The organism is Winogradskyella sp. MH6 (assembly GCF_022810765.1).
Classification (GTDB): Bacteria; Bacteroidota; Bacteroidia; order Flavobacteriales; family Flavobacteriaceae; genus Winogradskyella.
In genome coordinates this window covers 3,353,358-3,369,957 of sequence record NZ_CP094494.1, presented here as the reverse complement: position 1 = coordinate 3,369,957, position 16,600 = coordinate 3,353,358, and the positions used below count along the sequence as shown (strand labels likewise).

Genomic DNA, 16,600 nt, shown 5'->3' with positions numbered 1-16,600 from the left:
TAAACCATGAAAAATAAAATTATTTTAATATTACTTGTGTTAGGTTTCAATTGTAATAATCAAAAGGAAAAAGAGGTTGATGTTACAGAAGCCAACCCAAAACCTTTGGAAATAGTTGAAGTCCCACAACTCAACCTCGAACAAGCCAATCGTTTAGCAACACTGCCAATTCACTGTATTAATACAGAATATCCTAATAAGTTAGGACAGGTTTTAGGTGGTAATGACGATTTAAAATCTCCGCAAGAATTACATCCTGCTTTTTATGGTTGTTTCGATTGGCATTCTGCTGTGCATGGTCATTGGAGTTTGGTAAAACTATTGAAGGAGTTTCCAGAGTTGAATAATCGTGAAGAAGTCATTCAAAAATTATTAGCTAACATTTCAAAAGAAAACATAGAGCAAGAAGTTATCTATTTTACAGGGAAACACAACACTTCATACGAGCGTACTTATGGTTGGGCATGGCTGCTAAAGTTAGCAGAAGAATTACATACTTGGAATCATCCTGAAGCTAAAATCTTAGAAGAAAATCTTCAGCCTTTAACCGATTTAATTGTTGAGCGTTATTTGGAATTTCTGCCAAAACTAAATTATCCAATTAGAGTGGGAGAGCATCCTAATACTGCTTTTGGGTTGAGTTTTGCCTATGACTATGCTTTGGCTGCTGAGAATACACAGCTACAAACTTTGATTGAAAATAGAGCAAAGGAATTTTATTCAGAGGATCAAGATTGTCCGTTAGAATGGGAGCCAAGTGGTTTTGACTTTTTATCACCTTGTTTGGAAGAAGCAGCCTTAATGAAACGTGTGTTGCCAAAAGAAGAATTTCTGTCTTGGGTAAATGATTTTCTTCCAGCATTAAATAATAAAGATTTTAATATCGAAGTTGGTAAAGTGTCAGATAGAACCGATGGTAAGTTGGTACATTTAGATGGTGTGAATTTTTCAAGAGCATGGAGTCTAAATTACATTGCGAAGAATTTACCAGAGTTTAATCATCTTCAAAATTTGGCAAACAAACACATTAACTATTCCTTGCCAAGCATTGTTGGTGATAGTTATGAAGGCGGTCATTGGCTAGGAAGCTTTGCTATTTATGCACTAAACTCAGTAAGTAACTAATGAAAAACTGGTTCAAAAATATTGGGCCAGGACCTTTGGTAGCTGCTGCATTTATTGGTCCAGGAACTGTAACCGTTTGTACTTTAGCAGGTGTTAACTTTGGTTATGCCTTGCTTTGGGCAATGGTATTGTCGGTTTTTGCAACAATAGTTTTGCAAGAGATGGCAGCACGATTAGGAATTATTGCCCAGAAAGGATTATCTCAGGTTATCCGAGAAGAGGTAAAAAGTCCTGTTTTAAGAGGTTTTAGTGTTGTTTTAGTGTTATCAGCCATTGTTGTTGGTAATGCAGCTTACGAAGCAGGAAACATTAGTGGAGGTGCGTTGGGTTTAGAAACACTTTTAGGGCATCCAACCGTTAATATATTTAATGTAGAGTTATCTGTTCTTCCATGGGTATTAGGATTACTGGTCTCTATGCTACTGTACTTAGGAACTTATAAAGTGCTTGAAAAAGTTTTAGTAGGTCTCGTTATTTTAATGAGTTTGGCGTTTTTGTCAACAACAATTCTTACCAAACCAGATGTTATTAGTATACTGAAAAATATGCTGGTACCACAATTCCCTGATGAAGGTATATTAACTATTGTGGCACTTATTGGTACAACTGTAGTGCCTTACAATCTGTTTTTGCATGCCTCGTTGGCAAAAACGAAATGGAACAAGAAATCGGATATTAAATTGGCTAGAAAAGATACTGTTTTGGCTGTGGTTTTGGGAGGTATTGTTTCTATGAGTATTATTATTTCTGCAGCGGCAATCAATATAAAAGATGTAAGTAATGCAGCAGATTTAGCTTTGGCTTTAGAGCCATTATTTGGTGTTAATGCCAAATATTTTTTATCGGTTGGCCTATTTGCAGCAGGAATCACAAGTGCTATTACAGCACCTTTAGCTGCAGCTTATGTGGCAAGTGGTTGCTTAGATTGGAAAGCTGATTTAAAATCTTCACGATTTAGAGCAGTTTGGATGTTTATCTTAGGTCTTGGTGTTGTGTTTTCTTCGGTAGGTTTTAAATCCATAGAAATTATAAAATTCGCGCAAGTTGCTAATGGTTTGCTATTACCTATAATTGCTGGATTTTTATTGTGGATTATGAATAAAACATCAGTTTTAGGCACCTATAAAAACTCAAAATTTCAAAACTTTTTGGGTTTAATTATTTTGGTAATCACTATCTTATTAGGACTAAAAGTAATTCTAAGTGTTTTTAATCTTATATGAGTTTTAAAACTGTAGATATTAATGCCGATGTTGGTGAAGGTTTGGGTAACGAAGCGTTGCTGATGCCTTATTTATCGTCCTGTAACATTGCTTGTGGAGGTCATGCAGGCGATGCCAAAACCATGACTGAAGTAGTGCGTTTAGCCAAAAATCATGAGGTGAAGATAGGTGCGCATCCTTCATTTCCTGACCCATTGAATTTTGGAAGGGCTGTTATGGATATATCTGCAGCAGACTTGTACAGTAGTTTAAAGTCGCAAATTCGAAGACTGCAACAAATTCTGCATAAGGAAAATGCACAATTACATCATATAAAACCACATGGTGCGCTTTATAATTTAGCAGCTAAAGATGAAAAAACAGCCAAAATAATTATTGAAGTGGTAAAAAGTATAGCCATGCCAATTCAACTTTATGTGCCCTATAATTCTGCAATTTCTAAGCTTGCTGAGCAGGAAAAAGTCAATATGACTTTTGAGGCTTTTGCAGATCGAAATTATGAAGAAAATTTAAGTCTGGTTTCGCGTAAAAAAGAGGATGCAATTTTACATAAAAATTCCAAAATTTTGAATCATATTTTAGGGATGATTCATCGCGAAAAAGTAACGACAATTAATGGAGTAGAAGTGCCAATAAAAGCATCGACATTTTGTGTGCATGGAGATACTAAAAATGCACTTGAAATTTTGGAATTTTTAACGAAGGAATTGCCAAAATATAATGTAAAAATTCAGTAGCTGTTTAATGGAGTATGAATTAAAATTTTCGCGTTATAATGAACATTCAATTTTAATTGAATGGCCAGCTATTATGGATGAAAATATGCTAAAAGACATCCTTAATTTCAAAAATATAATTGAGAAAAAATATATTAAACAAAAAGTTGAGGTAATTAATGCATTCAATTCGATATTAGTAATTTATAATTACACTATAGATAATATCAATGATGAGATATTTAGGCTAAAAGCGCTAAAATTTACCGAAGATGATCTTGTAGATTCAAAATCTAAGTTATGGAAAATTCCGGTGTGTTATGACGATGAATTCGGGATGGATTTAAACGAATTTTCCAAACAAAAACAGCTTTCAGAAACTGAAGTTATTGAGCTTCATTCTACTGCAATATACACCATTTTTTTTATAGGGTTTTTACCTGGGTTTTTATACTTGGGAGGGCTCGATAAGAAGCTCCATTTAGATCGAAAATCAACACCAAATTTAGATGTGAAAAAAGGTGCTGTTGGCATAGGAGGAAACCAAACCGGAATCTATCCACAAAACAGTCCTGGAGGTTGGCATATTATTGGCAATACTCCTGTAGATTTTTTCAATCCAAAAACAAATCCTCCTTGTGTTTTTAATGCAGGTGATCAACTCAAATTTTATCCCATTTCTAAGTCAGAATTTTTAGACTTAGAACAAGATGTAAAGCATGGTTGTTTTCAATTAAAGCCTTTACAAAATGCTTAAAGTTCTACAACCTGGATTTTATTCAACCCTACAAGATTATGGTCGTTTTGGCTATAGAGACTATGGAGTTCCTGTTTCTGGTGTTATGGATTCGTATTCGGCTCAATTTGCAAATGCTTTGCTTGGTAATACTAAAGATGCTGCACTTATTGAAATGACTATGGTAGGTGGTAAATTTCAGTTTTTAGAACCAACCACTATTGTTGTTTCTGGTGCTTTTATGAATCCTAAACTCAATGATATGCCTATTGAGCAGCATAAATTAATGCATATTCACTCTAATGATGTATTGCATTTTGCACAAGTAGAGCAAGGCTTTAGAACCTACTTAGCCATTAAAGGAGGTTTTAAATCTGATGTGCTTTTAGGGAGTAGAAGCCAGTACAATCCAGTTACTTCCAACAACACAATACACAAAGGAGAGTTAGTTCCTTATCAATCTTTTTCTAGCCTTCATGGTTCAAATTCTAAAGTCAAATTTGATGATTCCATATTGAAGTCTAACACCTTAGATGTCTTCAAAGGGCCTGAATTTGATAGACTTTCAGAAAAACAAAAACAGCAAATAGAAAATGGAGAGTTCAAAGTGTCAAAAAACAATAACCGAATGGCTTATCAGTTAGAGCCAATGGTTGAAAATGACTTAGAACCAATACTAAGTGCACCAGTTTTACCTGGAACTGTCCAACTTACACCAAATGGCAATTTAATAGTTTTAACGAGAGATTGCCAAACTACAGGAGGCTATCCAAGAGTACTACAGTTGATGGAAAGCGCAATAAATATGCTTGCTCAAAAAACAACAGGAAACACATTAAAATTTAGATTAAAAGAATAAATTTGTAAGAAAAGAATGAATAATAGTTTTTATATGTTTCATAATTTCAATACATTAGATTTAACTATTAATTAAACCTCAACATTATGAAAAAGCTATTGTTACTTCTAGTAGGTGTGGTTATTGGTATTGCCGGAACCTATTACTATCTATCAACCAATCAAAATTTAGAAGAAATGACAAAACCAAAAGGATTAATTACTCCAGCTGAAATTAAAGCACTCGACCAAGCTTATAATAGCAGACACACTATTATTAGCGATTCTTTAATTAAAACACCAGACAACAGATCGTCTTGGTATGCTCTAGAAGAGATAGAGTCTTATATTGCACATGCTAAGCAACAAGCAGATTCATTAGGTTACACCTTAGACGGATTAAGACTTTATGCTGGTGCCTATCCAGATACCAAAGAAGGACCAGGATTAATGACCATGTTCTTTGTGCCAACAGGCTCTAAAAATGTATCAGAAGGTTCTGTGTTGCCAACTTTACAAGGTGGAGGTAATGATATTGGAGATGCTGATGGCCTTAATAAGGGAGGTGATGGAAGCCCACCAAGTGCAAATTATCCTCAGTAAGTCTAAAGTAAGTGTCAAATTATTTACTGGCAATTCATATTGTTGAACTTATTGCTGCTCTTGCAGGTACTTATTACTATCTAAAAACTAAAGATAGCCAAATGAAAATTTTCATTTGGTATCTATGGTTTGTTGTTTTGGTTGAAACTGTTGGGATGTATGGTTATCTATTGCTAAACAACTATGATTACGATTGGTTTATATGGCTTAAAAACAGTGTTATATGCTCTAATACTTGGTTGTATAACATCTATTCATTTGTCTCAATTCTAATATTCGGAAAGTTTTTTAGAGATATTATTCATTCAAAACCATCTAAAATTATCATTAAAATTACAGTTGTTTTATATGTAATTTTTACAATTTCGTATTTTTTAATTAGTGGGACATTCTTTGAGAAGTCGTTACCTTATGATGAGTTTTTGGGAACATTTGCCGTTCTTATCTTTGTAATTTTATATTACAAACAATTATTGGCTAGTAATAAAATTTTGCTTTTTTACAGATTACCAGTATTCTATATAAGTTCTGGGCTACTTTTATTTTATTTGTGTGTAGCTCCACTGTTTACGTTTGATAGTTATTTTTTAGCAGTAAATAAAGGGTTCGTTCAATTTAGAATAGTTTTCATGTTCCTTATTAATACGTTTTTATATTCATGCTTTACATTTGCCTTCTTATATACTATTCAGTTCAAAAAAGAATAACAGAAGAAGAGATTGCATTAATTGTATATGTTGTCTTTTTTGTATTAACTATTGTTGTTGTTTTTGTTGCTTTCTTTTTGACCTTTCAAAAGAGAAAAAACCAACTATTATTAAAAAATATTGAACAACAAAAGCAATTTGACCAAGAGCTAATAAAAACACAACAGGAAATTCAGGAGCAAACGCTTAAGAATGTTGGGAGAGAACTGCACGACAATGTTGGTCAGTTATTAGCTTTTGCAACTATGCAAATGAATAGTGTGTCTCGTAATGCTACTGAAGACCTTAAGCCTAAAGTAGAGAACGCTTCAGAAGCCTTGAGGGAGAGTCTCGCTGAAGTCAGAGCCTTATCAAAATCACTAAACAGTGATGTGATACAAAATATGGGTTTTAAGGCAACTGTTGAAAATGAAATTAATCGCTTAAACAAATCAGGCTTAATAGAAGCATCGCTTAAAATTAAAGGTAAGGATCAAAATCTTGAGAATAAAAAGGATGAAATTATTTTGTTCAGGATAATCCAAGAGTTTCTTTCTAATACCTTAAAATATGCTGAAGCTGAAACTTTAAAAGTTTATCTGGACTATGGTATCGATAAGCTCAAAATTAAGGTTAAAGATGATGGAGTAGGGTTTGATACAGAAGGTGCTGAACAAGGTTCTGGAATGACAAATATGAAAAAGCGCGCTGAACTTTTGGATGCTAAATTTAGCTTAGAATCAGAGCCAGATAAAGGCACTGTGCTTACCTTAATCTATCCGTATCGTAAAGCTTAATCTTCGCAAGCTAGCCATAAGGCATCTTCTGGTAAAGGTGCGGTAATGCTAAGTTTTTCTTTTTTTACAGGATGCGTAAATTCTAGTTGTCTGGCATGAAGGCTTATGCTAGCGTCCTTGTTGCTACGAGGAAACCCATATTTTAAATCCCCTTTTATTGGGCAACCAATTTTGGCCAACTGACAACGAATTTGGTGATGTCTTCCGGTTTCTAAATCAATTTCAAGTAAGTAGAAATTATCTAAAGTTTTGAGAATACGATAATTTAAAATTGCTTTTTTACTGCCTTCAACTTCGTTGTCAAAGGCAGTAGATTTATTGTTCTTTGGGTTTTTCTTTAGCCAATTTACAAGTCTGTCTTGTGTTTTTGGTGGTTTGTTTTTTACCAAAGCCCAATAGGTTTTATTGGTTTTCTTTTCAGCAAATAATTTATTTAAACGTGGTAAGGCTTTACTGGTTTTAGCAAAAAGCACAATACCTGTAGTAGGTCTGTCTAAGCGATGTACTACACCCAAATACACATTACCAGGCTTGTTGTATTTGTCTTTTAAAAAGTCTTTTACAACATCGCTTAGCGGTTTGTCACCAGTTTTATCACCTTGTACAATATCTCCAGCACGTTTGTTAACCACAATGATGTGGTTGTCTTCATAAAGGATTTGAAGATTGTTCTTATTTGATAAAATTTTTGACACGATTTGTTAATTTTCCCTTATTGCGAATAAAGGGACTTTTTAATACTGCTCTTTCTCATTAGGAAAATCCTGACTCTTTACATCTTCTACATATTGTCCAATAGCATTCGTCATCTCTTCGTAAAGGTTCATGTAACGGCGTAAAAATCTTGGGTTAAATTCGTGAGTCATGCCAATCATATCATGAAGTACTAACACTTGGCCATCAACACCATCTCCAGCTCCAATACCAATAACAGGAATACTCACACTATCAGCAACTTCTTTAGCTAAAGCAGCAGGTATTTTTTCTAATACAATAGCAAAACAACCTGCTTTTTCAAGCATTTTGGCATCCTCTTTTAATTGTTGTGCTTCTTGTTCTTCTTTTGCTCTTACTGTATAGGTTCCAAATTTATAGATAGACTGAGGTGTTAGTCCTAAATGACCCATTACAGGAATCCCAGCATTTAAAATACGCTTAATAGAATCTTTAATTTCTTTACCTCCTTCTAATTTCACAGCATGTCCACCAGATTCTTTCATAATTCTAATTGCAGAACGTAACGCTTCTTTAGGATCACTTTGGTATGTACCAAAAGGTAAATCTACAACAACTAATGCTCTATCTATTGCACGAACAACCGAAGAGGCGTGATATATCATTTGGTCTAATGTAATGGGAAGTGTTGTTTCGTGACCTGCCATAACATTACTTGCAGAATCACCAACCAAAATAACATCAACACCAGCTCCATCTACAATTTTTGCCATTGTATAATCATAAGCGGTGAGCATTGATATTTTTTCGCCTCTAGATTTCATTTCTACAAGGCTTTTTACGGTTATTCTTTTATATTCTTTTTTTGCGACTGACATAGTAGTTAAATTAATATCTGTAAAAATAAAGAGTTTTGTTAAACTTTCTTTAATCTAAGACACAAATACTGACAAATCATTAATTTGAACCAAAACTATTTCAAGATGAAAAAACTATTACTATTAATCATGTTTTGCTGTTCGTTTGGTGTTCAGGCACAAGACACAGATTCTGAAGCTGTAAAAGCAACAATTGTCAACTTTTTTGATGCGTTTCACAAACAAGATACCACAGCTTTAAAAACCATGGCAAAAGGTGACATAAAGCTACAATCAATCTCTGTAAATAAAGAGGGTAAATCAGTCTTACATGAAAGTGAATACGGTCAGTTTTTAAAAAACATTGCAAGTATTCCAAAGGATAATACATTTGAAGAAAAGTTATTAAGCTTCAATATTCAAGTAGATGGAAATATGGCAAACGCTTGGACACCTTACGAATTTTGGTATAACGGAAACTTTAGCCATTGTGGGGTCAATTCTTTCCAATTAATGAAAGAAGATGACGTGTGGAAAATTATTTATTTAGTAGACACAAGACGAAGAGAAGAATGCAAAAAATAGATCATTAGATTTATAGAATTTTAGATTATATCAAATCTAACAGATCTAACCAATCTAATTAATCTAAAAAGTCTAAATCAACAATCGCTTAAATGTACACCAACAGCTAATCCTCCTTCAGAGGTTTCTTTGTATTTTGTATTCATGTCCTTAGCGGTTTCCCACATGGTATTTACCACTTTGTCGAGAGGTACTTTCACATTATTAGGATCGGTTTCTAACGCCAACTCAGCAGCATTTATAGCTTTTATAGCTCCCATAGAATTACGTTCTATACAAGGTATTTGTACCAATCCACCAATAGGATCGCAAGTAAGACCAAGATGATGCTCCATGGCAATTTCTGCAGCTACTAAAACTTGTTCTGGTGTTCCGCCAAGTAATTCGCATAATGCACCAGCAGCCATGGCTGATGAAACACCAATCTCAGCTTGGCAACCTCCCATTGCAGCACTTATGGTTGCACCTTTTTTAAAGATGCTGCCAATTTCGCCTGCCACGAGTAAGAATTTTTTAATTTCTTCAAAGTCAGCATCATGATTTTCAATCACTAAATAATACATCAATACAGCAGGAATTACACCAGCACTTCCATTTGTTGGTGCTGTAACCACGCGTCCAAGCGATGCATTAACTTCGTTGACCGCTAAAGCAAAACAGCTTACCCATTTAAGGATTTGTCTAAATTTAACTTCGGTTTTTCTAATAGTTTTTAGCCACTCTTGAGGACTTTCATAGGTAAAATCACCAATTAAGTTTTTGTGCATGTCAAATGCTCGTCTGCGTACATTAAGTCCACCAGGCAATGTGCCTTCGGTATGGCAACCAACGTACATACATTCTAACATGGTATCCCAAATACGTTGCAACTCAAAATCTATGATTTCAATATCTCTTATAGACTTTTCGTTTTCTAAAACAACACCAGAAATAGGTAAATTGAGTTGATGACAAAACTTTATGAGTTCATCACCATAAGAAATAGGATAAGGAAATGTGCAATAAAAAATAATCTTATTGGCTTTTGAAATCTTTCGTTCTTCTTGAACCACAAATCCGCCACCAATAGAGTAGTAGGTAGACTTATAATTTCGACCATTAATTAATGCCGAAAATGACATACCATTGGCATGAAAAGGTAAGAAGTTACGATTGAATTTAATGTCTGTATTAATATCAAAGGCAATTGGCCTTTCGTTGTTAAACATTAAGGTATTTGTATTCTTAATTGAAGAAATAATGATGTCTATAGTATCAACAGGAATGCGCTCAGGATCTGCACCTGTTAAACCAAGTAATACGGCAAGATCAGTAGCGTGCCCTTTTCCTGTTAGAGATAGAGAGCCATAAAGATCTACCGTTACTTTTTCGACTTTATGAAAACGATTTTTGTCTTTAAGTTCTTTTATCCAGCGCTCTGCTGCGCGCCAAGGTCCTAAAGTGTGAGAACTCGAAGGTCCTACACCAATTTTTAGCATATCAAAGACAGAAATACATTCCATTTGTTAAGTTTAATTTGGCAAATATACTTTATTGTTTAAATCTAAATTGCATAAAAAAAGCGATGATTATTTTCATCGCTTAATTGTTTTTTAATGTATAGAATGCTATTGTACATATTGAACTACATCATTATAGTTATTGAGATCTATGTCAGTGCTATTTACAAAATCAACAGGTAAGACCACAATCCTAAATATTTGATCTAATCGGTCTTCATCTAAAAGTGAATTGAAATCGAATGTAGATGGAGCGTTTAAATAAATGGTGACAAAATCATAATTGTGTTCAAAGTTGTATTGAAATTCGCCGCCATCATCTGTGTAAACTGTCTCTGGCAATGGTTTCCAAACGTCAAAACCATCTATCTGCCCTAGAAATCTATAGACTAAAACCATGTCTGTTTCAAGCAGTTCAATATCAAGAGGAATTTCTATGTCTACAATATAATCATTTGTAGAAGTGAAATTTATGGTTCTTTCAAAGGATTGCCCTACAAAGTTAACACCATCTAGTCCATCTTGTCCATTAAAACCAGGAGGCCCTTGTGGTCCTGGATCACCTTCACAGGCTGTAAACAATAAAGTAAATACGGTAATTAAGGATAAAATACGCTTCATAATAACTAAATTTTTTTCAATAATACATCAAATCGTATTCCAAAGTATGTTTGATTGAAAAATCTTTTCAAAAAAGTAATCTGACATCATGTCACATTTTTTGTCATGGCATAATCATTGACTATTAGTAAACGAGTTTAAAAATTAAAATACAACACTTTCCGTGATAGCGGAAATAAAACAACAAATATAATTATGAGTAAGATTATTGGAATTGATTTAGGAACAACTAACTCTTGCGTTTCTGTAATGGAAGGTAACGAGCCAGTTGTAATCCCAAACGCTGAAGGTAAGAGAACTACACCTTCGGTTATCGCTTTCGTAGAAGGTGGTGAAATTAAAGTTGGTGATCCGGCAAAAAGACAAGCAGTAACTAACCCAACAAAAACGGTTTATTCTATTAAGCGTTTTATGGGTAACAAATATTCTGAGTCTAAAAAAGAAGCAGAACGTGTACCATATAAAGTGGTAAAAGGTGATAACGATACACCAAGAGTAGACATTGATGGTCGTTTATATACACCACAAGAGTTATCTGCAATGATTCTTCAAAAAATGAAGAAAACTGCCGAGGATTACTTAGGACAAGACGTATCTGAAGCTGTTATTACAGTGCCTGCTTACTTTAACGATGCACAAAGACAAGCTACTAAAGAAGCTGGTGAAATTGCAGGTTTAAAAGTAAGACGTATTATTAATGAGCCTACTGCAGCAGCATTAGCATATGGTTTAGACAAAAAATCATCAGACCAAAAAATCGTAGTATTCGATTTTGGTGGTGGTACACACGACGTTTCTATCCTTGAATTAGGTGACGGAGTATTTGAAGTATTATCTACAGATGGTGATACACATCTAGGTGGTGATGATGTAGATGAAAGAATTATAGATTGGTTAGCAGAAGAGTTTATTGCAGACGAAGACATGGACTTACGTAAAGATCCAATGGCTTTACAACGTCTTAAAGAAGCAGCTGAAAAAGCTAAGATAGAGTTATCGTCTTCTGCACAAACAGAGATTAACTTACCTTACGTAACAGCTACAGCAAGCGGACCAAAGCACTTGGTGCGTACATTAACACGTTCTAAATTTGAGCAGTTAATCGACGATTTAATTAAGCGTACTATTGAGCCTTGCGAAACTGCATTAAAAGCAGCAGGTTTGTCTAAATCTGATATTGATGAAGTAATTTTGGTAGGTGGATCTACACGTATACCAGCCGTACAAGCAGCCGTTGAGAAATTCTTTGGTAAAGCACCAAGTAAAGGTGTTAACCCAGACGAAGTTGTATCTCTAGGTGCTGGTATCCAAGGTGGAGTTTTAACTGGTGATGTAAAAGACGTTCTTTTATTAGACGTCACTCCATTATCACTTGGTATCGAAACTATGGGTAACGTTATGACCAAGTTGATTGAAGCTAATACTACGATTCCAACTAAGAAATCGCAAGTATTCTCAACAGCAGCAGACAATCAGCCATCGGTAGAAATTCACGTATTACAAGGTGAGCGTCCAATGGCAGCAGATAACAAAACAATCGGTCGTTTCCACTTAGATGGAATTCCACCAGCAAGAAGGGGAACACCTCAGATTGAAGTAACCTTTGATATTGATGCCAACGGTATCATTAAAGTATCTGCAGAAGATAAAGCGACTGGTAAGAAGCAAGACATTAGAATTGAAGCGTCATCTGGATTAACTGAAGAAGAAATCCAAAAGATGAAAGCGGAAGCTGAAGCTAACGCAGAAGCAGATGCTAAAGCAAAAGAAACTGCTGATAAATTAAATCAGGCAGATGGAATGATTTTCCAAACTGAAAAGCAGTTAGAAGAATTTGGAGATAAATTATCTGACGATAAGAAAAAGCCAATTGAAGATGCTTTAGCTGAATTAAAAGCAGCTTACGAGTCTAAAGATATCGCAGTTATAGAACCAGCTTTAGAGAAAATTAACGAAGCTTGGAAAGTAGCTAGCGAAGAAATGTACAAAGCACAAGCAGAAGCTCAACAAGGTGGAGCACCAGGTCCTGATGCAGGAGCGCAAGGTCAGCCATCTGATGAATCTAGCGATGTAGAAGACGTGGATTTCGAAGAAGTGAAGTAATAAAATCTTGAATGCCATTCTTTTGGATGGCAGGTATCTAAGATATGCAAAACGCAATCTCCCATAGTTATTGGGAGGTTGCGTTTTTTTATGGTTTTAAGGCAAAAAATCTTCAAGTTATAGTTATAGATTCCCTTTTTATCGGATTATTTGCGTTTTATGCAATAAATAAATTAGTTTTCGCCTAATCATTTAACCCAAATCGAAATGAATAAGCTGATAATAAACTTCACTCCTACCGGAATGATACCTACTAAGGACATGACTCCTCATGTTCCTGTTACTGTCAATGAAATAATAGAAGATGTTCATCGTGCATACGAATTAGGCATAACAATGACTCATATACATGCTAGAGATGAAAAAACAGGTGAGCCTACATATAAAAAAGAAGTTTATGCAAAACTTATAGCTGGTATTAGAAAATATGCACCAGATTTAGTTATTTGTACTTCATTAAGTGGGCGTAATTTTAATACTCTTGACAAAAGAGCGGATGTGCTGTCTTTAGAAGGTGATCTGAAACCAGATATGGGAAGTCTTACTTTAAGTTCTTTAAATTTTAATAAGGTGGCAAGCATGAATGCACCAAGCATGATTGAAGACTTGGCTGATACTATGAAATCTAAAGGCATCGTACCAGAGTTAGAAGTGTTTGATGTTGGGATGATTAATTTTGGGAAATATCTGGTAAAAAAAGATTATATAAGACCTCCATTATATTACAACCTTCTTTTTGGGAATATAGCCTGTGCACAAACCAACTTATTGCATACAGGAGTAATGCTCAATGATATTCCAGAGGATTCGCTGGTTAGTATTGCAGGTATTGGAAATGGACAATTAATGATGAATTCTTTGGCTATTGCTATAGGGAAAGGAGTGCGCGTTGGTCTTGAAGACAATATATGGTACGATGCAGAACGAACCCAATTAGCAACCAATGCTGCACTTATAGAGAGGGTACATATAATAGCTAAAGCTAATAATAGAGAGGTTATGACTCCTTCAGAATTTAGGAGTATAATGGATATGGAACCAGGTAATGGTCGTTACGGTCGTATCTATAAATAGCATACAATATGGAAGGAGATAAAGGAGGCTTAACTTATAGAATTAAATGGATTTCTAATATTATTAAGCATGGACTGTTTTGGCATGGCGTACGAAATAACCTTGCTAAGATTGGCTTAGACTTTATGCCATATTATTGGGTAAAGGAAGCTACTAGCCCTTTTACGCCACCAAAAATTAGGGGGGAAGATATAGATTTTGAAATTACAACATTTGGGGAAAATGAAATCAGTTATATAAAAAACACAATAATTGGTATTGAACAGAAAGATTTACTAGCAGATCTTAAAAATGGTGAAATATGTATTGGCTTAAAGAACAAAGACAAAATAGCTGCATATATGTTTATAAAATGTAAGCCATTTACTTTCAGAAAACGCTTTTTTGATTTACAACCTAGCGAAAGCTACTTGCACAGTATGTATACTTTTGAGGCATATAGAGGGTTAAATCTTGCTCCGTATTTACGCTACCATAGTTATAAGTATTTGAAAGAAAAAGGTATAACAACCTATTACAGTGTTAGTGAGTATTTCAATAAATCTACAATTAGATTTAAGAAAAAACTAAATTCCAAGCCAATTAAACTTTACTTAAGTTTAGTCATTTTAAAGAAGTGGACTTTTAATTTTACATTAAGGAGCTATAACTAAAAAGTTCTTTAGATGTTATTGTAATGGAAAATAATAAAAAAGGAATTGTAAATAGAATAAAGTGGGTTTATAAACTCACCAAACATGGCTTGTTTTTGCAAGGTCTACGTAATAATCTTGCAAGGATAGGAATAGATATAATGCCTTATTATCACTTTGTTTCAACAAAAGATACAGCTACACCTCAGAAAATTAGAGGTGAAAAAATAAGTTCAAAAATTACGGTATTTGAAAAGTCAGATTTAAAACAGATAAAAGCTTCAGTTAGTGGCTTAGAACAAAAAGATTTTCTCGAAGATCTAAAAAATGGTGATATATGTATGGGTATTAAGAACAATAATGAAATTGTTGCATATTCACTTATAAAACGTAATCCTTTTTATTTTAGAAAGCGTTATTTCCCATTAGGAGAAAAGGATATTTACATACATAGTCTATATGTTTTTGATAAGTATAGAGGTAAAAATATATCTCCTTACATGAAGTATGAACGTTTTGGGTTATTTGAGAAAGAGGGAGTAAAATTTCATCATGGCATTACAGAATATTTTAACAAGTCTGCATTGAAGATTCAACACAAACTAAATGCTAAAACCGTGGCTCTTTATTTAAATATCATATTATTTAAAACATGGACATTTAATTACACCTTAAAGAAGTATTAATTCCATGATATGTTCCATTTTTTAAAAAAAATATCGACCAAATATTTAAAACGTATCAAAAAGCGTTTTCTAGATTTTAACCACTCAATGAATTCTAGAACGCGGATTAAAGCTTTAATTAGAGATAATAATATTTCTAAATTGAATTCAAACGAAATAGAGGAAGCAAAAATATTTTTTAAGTCTCGAGGTTACAAGCTAAACCACACAGATTGGCATGCGTTCTACAAATCCAAGAATGGTGAGTTTCATAAAGATTATATTCCTTTAGGAATGTTTAAAACTAAGATTTCACCAAAACTAAATCAATCTACACAGTGGCCAGCATTACTAGATAAGAATATATTATACAGAATTTTTAAGGATTTTGAACTACCACTACGAGTGGTTCAGAATATAAATGGTTTTTATTTTATAAACGATAAACCTGTCAGTCTCATTGAGGCTATAAATGAAATAAGTAAATATGGTAAGCCTCTTATTATAAAGCCAAGTATCGATTCTGGTGGAGGTAAAAATGTTGTAGCCTTTGAGGTGATAGGTAATGAAATATCATACAAAAATCTAAGTATTAAAAGTCTACTTAAGCTTTACAAAAAAGATTTTATTGTTCAGGGGTTTTTAGATCAAAGTGAGATAATGAGAGCGCTTAATCCATCAAGTATCAATACTTTACGTGTTATATCCTATTTAAACGAAAAAGGTGTGCATATTCTCTCTTCAACAGCTAGAATTGGAGGTTTAAATAGTCGTACAGATAATTACTCTTCTGGCGGTCTATTATGTGGTGTTGATAGTAAGGGAATATTTAAGACTAAAGGCTATCCAAAAAAAGGTTTGGCAGTTAGTGAAACTTCTACAGGAATAAAGCTTAAAGGATATGCCGTACCAAATTATGATTTAATTATAGAGATGGTGAAAGCTATGCATGTAAGAATACCTTATTTTAAAATTGTTTCATGGGATATTGCTCTTAATAAGAAAAATAAACCAGTTTTGATTGAGTATAATACCTATAATCAGGGTTTAGAAGTTCAAATAGTTACAGGACCTTTTTTTGGTAGGTTTACAGATGAAATATTAGCAAAAGCACTAGAATAGTATTGAAGAGTCAAATAGAGATTATTTATGTCTGTATATCAATA

Annotated in this window: 18 protein-coding genes; 14 read left to right on the top strand and 4 right to left on the bottom strand. The window is 33.9% G+C overall.

Translation table 11 applies throughout. The features are described from left to right. The first annotated feature begins 6 nt into the window (after nucleotides 1–6). From MST30_RS15125 to MST30_RS15090, 8 genes are all read left to right on the top strand, one after another. Nucleotides 7–1,125: a DUF2891 domain-containing protein gene (locus MST30_RS15125; RefSeq protein WP_243472248.1), complete on the top strand. Its 1,119-nt coding sequence runs from the start codon at nucleotides 7–9 to the stop codon at nucleotides 1,123–1,125. Beyond that, on the top strand, nucleotides 1,125–2,348 hold the full coding sequence (locus MST30_RS15120; protein WP_243472247.1) for an Nramp family divalent metal transporter: 1,224 nt from the start codon (nucleotides 1,125–1,127) through the stop codon (nucleotides 2,346–2,348). The genes MST30_RS15125 and MST30_RS15120 overlap by 1 nt, the downstream gene beginning before the upstream one ends. Beyond that, nucleotides 2,345–3,085 (top strand): 5-oxoprolinase subunit PxpA, encoded by a 741-nt coding sequence (gene pxpA / locus MST30_RS15115; RefSeq protein ID WP_243472246.1) that lies wholly within the window; start codon nucleotides 2,345–2,347, stop codon nucleotides 3,083–3,085. The genes MST30_RS15120 and pxpA overlap by 4 nt, the downstream gene beginning before the upstream one ends. 7 nt (nucleotides 3,086–3,092) lie before the next feature. Beyond that, the gene (gene pxpB / locus MST30_RS15110) at nucleotides 3,093–3,821 is read left to right on the top strand and encodes a 5-oxoprolinase subunit PxpB (RefSeq protein WP_243472245.1); all 729 of its coding nucleotides are present in this window, start codon (nucleotides 3,093–3,095) and stop codon (nucleotides 3,819–3,821) included. Then, nucleotides 3,814–4,659 (top strand): 5-oxoprolinase subunit C family protein, encoded by an 846-nt coding sequence (locus MST30_RS15105; protein ID WP_243472244.1) that lies wholly within the window; start codon nucleotides 3,814–3,816, stop codon nucleotides 4,657–4,659. Before pxpB ends, MST30_RS15105 begins: the two co-directional genes overlap by 8 nt. Before the next feature lie 86 nt (nucleotides 4,660–4,745). After that, nucleotides 4,746–5,240 (top strand): hypothetical protein, encoded by a 495-nt coding sequence (locus MST30_RS15100; protein ID WP_243472243.1) that lies wholly within the window; start codon nucleotides 4,746–4,748, stop codon nucleotides 5,238–5,240. A gap of 11 nt (nucleotides 5,241–5,251) precedes the next feature. Then, nucleotides 5,252–5,947 carry a hypothetical protein gene (locus MST30_RS15095; protein ID WP_243472242.1) on the top strand — a complete coding sequence of 232 codons (696 nt, stop codon included), beginning with the start codon at nucleotides 5,252–5,254 and terminating at the stop codon, nucleotides 5,945–5,947. Continuing rightward, nucleotides 5,899–6,723, top strand: coding sequence for a sensor histidine kinase (locus MST30_RS15090; protein ID WP_243472241.1), 825 nt, complete (start codon nucleotides 5,899–5,901; stop codon nucleotides 6,721–6,723). Before MST30_RS15095 ends, MST30_RS15090 begins: the two co-directional genes overlap by 49 nt. Here MST30_RS15090 and MST30_RS15085 read toward each other — a convergent pair. Together MST30_RS15085 and panB are read right to left on the bottom strand one after the other, a co-directional pair. Beyond that, entirely contained in the window at nucleotides 6,720–7,418 is a 699-nt protein-coding gene (locus MST30_RS15085; protein WP_243472240.1) for an RluA family pseudouridine synthase, read from the bottom strand. The two genes, MST30_RS15090 and MST30_RS15085, sit on opposite strands and share 4 nt — an antisense overlap. A 39-nt stretch (nucleotides 7,419–7,457) precedes the next feature. After that, complete coding sequence (panB, locus tag MST30_RS15080; RefSeq protein ID WP_243472239.1) at nucleotides 7,458–8,276, bottom strand: 3-methyl-2-oxobutanoate hydroxymethyltransferase; 819 nt, start codon at nucleotides 8,274–8,276, stop codon at nucleotides 7,458–7,460. A 105-nt stretch (nucleotides 8,277–8,381) separates the two neighbouring features. Between panB and MST30_RS15075 the strand changes: the two genes are divergently transcribed. After that, nucleotides 8,382–8,840, top strand: a complete 459-nt coding sequence (locus MST30_RS15075) for a nuclear transport factor 2 family protein (RefSeq protein ID WP_243472238.1) — start codon at nucleotides 8,382–8,384, stop codon at nucleotides 8,838–8,840. A gap of 77 nt (nucleotides 8,841–8,917) precedes the next feature. Here MST30_RS15075 and MST30_RS15070 read toward each other — a convergent pair whose 3' ends face one another. Both MST30_RS15070 and MST30_RS15065 read right to left on the bottom strand, forming a co-directional pair. Further along, the gene (locus MST30_RS15070) at nucleotides 8,918–10,342 is read right to left on the bottom strand and encodes an L-serine ammonia-lyase (protein WP_243472237.1); all 1,425 of its coding nucleotides are present in this window, start codon (nucleotides 10,340–10,342) and stop codon (nucleotides 8,918–8,920) included. A gap of 105 nt (nucleotides 10,343–10,447) precedes the next feature. Further along, entirely contained in the window at nucleotides 10,448–10,960 is a 513-nt protein-coding gene (locus tag MST30_RS15065; protein WP_243472236.1) for a dihydrolipoamide dehydrogenase, read from the bottom strand. Between the two features lie 195 nt (nucleotides 10,961–11,155). Between MST30_RS15065 and dnaK the strand changes: the two genes are divergently transcribed. The 5 genes from dnaK (at nucleotide 11,156) to MST30_RS15040 (ending at nucleotide 16,556) form a co-directional block, all read left to right on the top strand. Continuing rightward, entirely contained in the window at nucleotides 11,156–13,063 is a 1,908-nt protein-coding gene (dnaK, locus tag MST30_RS15060) for a molecular chaperone DnaK (RefSeq protein ID WP_243472235.1), read from the top strand. Between the two features lie 207 nt (nucleotides 13,064–13,270). Next, nucleotides 13,271–14,137 carry a beta-keto acid cleavage family enzyme gene (locus MST30_RS15055; RefSeq protein ID WP_243472234.1) on the top strand — a complete coding sequence of 289 codons (867 nt, stop codon included), beginning with the start codon at nucleotides 13,271–13,273 and terminating at the stop codon, nucleotides 14,135–14,137. An 8-nt stretch (nucleotides 14,138–14,145) separates the two neighbouring features. Continuing rightward, entirely contained in the window at nucleotides 14,146–14,790 is a 645-nt protein-coding gene (locus tag MST30_RS15050; RefSeq protein ID WP_243472233.1) for a GNAT family N-acetyltransferase, read from the top strand. Nucleotides 14,791–14,813: 23 nt separating this feature from the next. Continuing rightward, nucleotides 14,814–15,455 (top strand): GNAT family N-acetyltransferase, encoded by a 642-nt coding sequence (locus tag MST30_RS15045; RefSeq protein ID WP_243472232.1) that lies wholly within the window; start codon nucleotides 14,814–14,816, stop codon nucleotides 15,453–15,455. 87 nt (nucleotides 15,456–15,542) lie between these two features. Then, nucleotides 15,543–16,556 (top strand): sugar-transfer associated ATP-grasp domain-containing protein, encoded by a 1,014-nt coding sequence (locus tag MST30_RS15040; protein WP_243472231.1) that lies wholly within the window; start codon nucleotides 15,543–15,545, stop codon nucleotides 16,554–16,556. Nucleotides 16,557–16,600 lie beyond the last annotated feature (44 nt).

Bases quoted from the DNA above. Each gene is read 5' to 3' on its own strand.
- MST30_RS15125 (WP_243472248.1), top strand. From the start codon at position 7: ATGAAAAATAAAATTATTTTAATATTACTTGTGTTAGGTTTCAATTGT.
- MST30_RS15120 (WP_243472247.1), top strand. From the start codon at position 1,125: ATGAAAAACTGGTTCAAAAATATTGGGCCAGGACCTTTGGTAGCTGCT.
- pxpA (WP_243472246.1), top strand. From the start codon at position 2,345: ATGAGTTTTAAAACTGTAGATATTAATGCCGATGTTGGTGAAGGTTTG.
- pxpB (WP_243472245.1), top strand. From the start codon at position 3,093: ATGGAGTATGAATTAAAATTTTCGCGTTATAATGAACATTCAATTTTA.
- MST30_RS15105 (WP_243472244.1), top strand. From the start codon at position 3,814: ATGCTTAAAGTTCTACAACCTGGATTTTATTCAACCCTACAAGATTAT.
- MST30_RS15100 (WP_243472243.1), top strand. From the start codon at position 4,746: ATGAAAAAGCTATTGTTACTTCTAGTAGGTGTGGTTATTGGTATTGCC.
- MST30_RS15090 (WP_243472241.1), top strand. From the start codon at position 5,899: ATGCTTTACATTTGCCTTCTTATATACTATTCAGTTCAAAAAAGAATA.
- panB (WP_243472239.1), bottom strand. From the start codon at position 8,276: ATGTCAGTCGCAAAAAAAGAATATAAAAGAATAACCGTAAAAAGCCTT.
- MST30_RS15075 (WP_243472238.1), top strand. From the start codon at position 8,382: ATGAAAAAACTATTACTATTAATCATGTTTTGCTGTTCGTTTGGTGTT.
- MST30_RS15070 (WP_243472237.1), bottom strand. From the start codon at position 10,342: ATGGAATGTATTTCTGTCTTTGATATGCTAAAAATTGGTGTAGGACCT.
- MST30_RS15065 (WP_243472236.1), bottom strand. From the start codon at position 10,960: ATGAAGCGTATTTTATCCTTAATTACCGTATTTACTTTATTGTTTACA.
- dnaK (WP_243472235.1), top strand. From the start codon at position 11,156: ATGAGTAAGATTATTGGAATTGATTTAGGAACAACTAACTCTTGCGTT.
- MST30_RS15055 (WP_243472234.1), top strand. From the start codon at position 13,271: ATGAATAAGCTGATAATAAACTTCACTCCTACCGGAATGATACCTACT.
- MST30_RS15050 (WP_243472233.1), top strand. From the start codon at position 14,146: ATGGAAGGAGATAAAGGAGGCTTAACTTATAGAATTAAATGGATTTCT.
- MST30_RS15045 (WP_243472232.1), top strand. From the start codon at position 14,814: ATGGAAAATAATAAAAAAGGAATTGTAAATAGAATAAAGTGGGTTTAT.
- MST30_RS15040 (WP_243472231.1), top strand. From the start codon at position 15,543: ATGAATTCTAGAACGCGGATTAAAGCTTTAATTAGAGATAATAATATT.